Here is a 1,045-nt window from a genome sequence, read left to right as displayed (position 1 = left end):
GTACGCGCACATTTCATGCCAAGGGACCAGCCTCAACTTATATCTGAAAGCTCGCCCCCAACAGCCATTCCTTCCAGTGGGCCTCTTATGCAGCAATATAAGAGACCTCTGTTGCCTGTTTATTGGCATCAGTCTGCTAAGGTACCAGATCAGGTGGCACTATCAAATAGCATCTGTTTAATATGACCAATAGCTTTGGTTGGATTCAGACCTTTTGGACATACAGCAACACAGTTCATGATGCCTCGACAGCGGAACACGCTAAATGGATCATCCAGATCTGCAAGGCGCTCTTCAGTCGCAGTATCACGGCTGTCAGCCAGAAAGCGATACGCCTGCAGCAGACCGGACGGGCCGACAAACTTGTCAGGGTTCCACCAGAAAGATGGGCAGGCGGTAGAACAGCATGCACAGAGAATACACTCGTACAGGCCATCCAGTTTCTCACGGTCTTCAGGACTCTGCAGACGTTCGATAGCCGGTGCTGGCTCTTCATTGATCAGAAACGGTTTGATCTTTTCGTACTGTTTGTAGAAAAGACTCATATCCACGATCAGGTCACGGATGACTGGCAGACCCGGCAGCGGGCGTAGTATCAACTTTTTCTTGCTGCCCATGGCTTCCGACAGGGAGGTTACGCAAGCCAGACCATTGGTACCATTGATACTCATACCATCCGAGCCACAAACACCTTCGCGACAGGAACGGCGATACACCAGTGTTTCGTCCTTCTCCTTGATCAGGTTCAATACATCAAGCACCATCAGGTCTTTGCCCTCAGGAATATCTACCTCAATGTCTTTCATATAAGGTTTGGAGTCAGCCTCCGGGTTGTAGCGATAGACGCTAACACTTAACGAACTACCCAACATATTCCTGCCTCCTCCTCAATAGGTTCTGGCTTTCGGTGGGAAAGCGTCCATGGTCTTTGGTGCAAAGTTAACCTGACGTTTGCCGACCCGTTTTTCAGTCGGAAAGTATAGGGAATGCGCCAACCAGGTTTCATCATCACGCTCGGTAAAATCGTTACGAGCGTGTGCACCAC

At 49.9% G+C, this 1,045-nt stretch carries 2 protein-coding genes; both read right to left on the bottom strand.

The annotated features are described in order from the left end of the window. Positions 1-149: 149 nt before the first annotated feature. Positions 150-872, bottom strand: a complete 723-nt coding sequence (locus KDK17_RS09120) for a succinate dehydrogenase iron-sulfur subunit (RefSeq protein WP_257254646.1) — start codon at positions 870-872, stop codon at positions 150-152. A gap of 15 nt (positions 873-887) precedes the next feature. Further along, positions 888-1,045, bottom strand: a 158-nt coding sequence (locus KDK17_RS09115; RefSeq protein ID WP_257287899.1) for a hypothetical protein, incomplete at its 5' end; no start/stop codon positions are given.

Origin of the sequence: Endozoicomonas sp. SESOKO2 (genome assembly GCF_024606245.1) — a bacterium.
Taxonomy (GTDB): Bacteria; Pseudomonadota; Gammaproteobacteria; order Pseudomonadales; family Endozoicomonadaceae; genus Endozoicomonas_A.
The sequence above is the reverse complement of the archived record's forward strand: the minus strand, read 5'-3'. Positions and strand labels throughout refer to the sequence as shown.

What these genes read in the sequence shown, in the direction of transcription:
- KDK17_RS09120 (WP_257254646.1), bottom strand. Translation starts at nt 872, where the DNA reads ATGTTGGGTAGTTCGTTAAGTGTTAGCGTCTATCGCTACAACCCGGAG.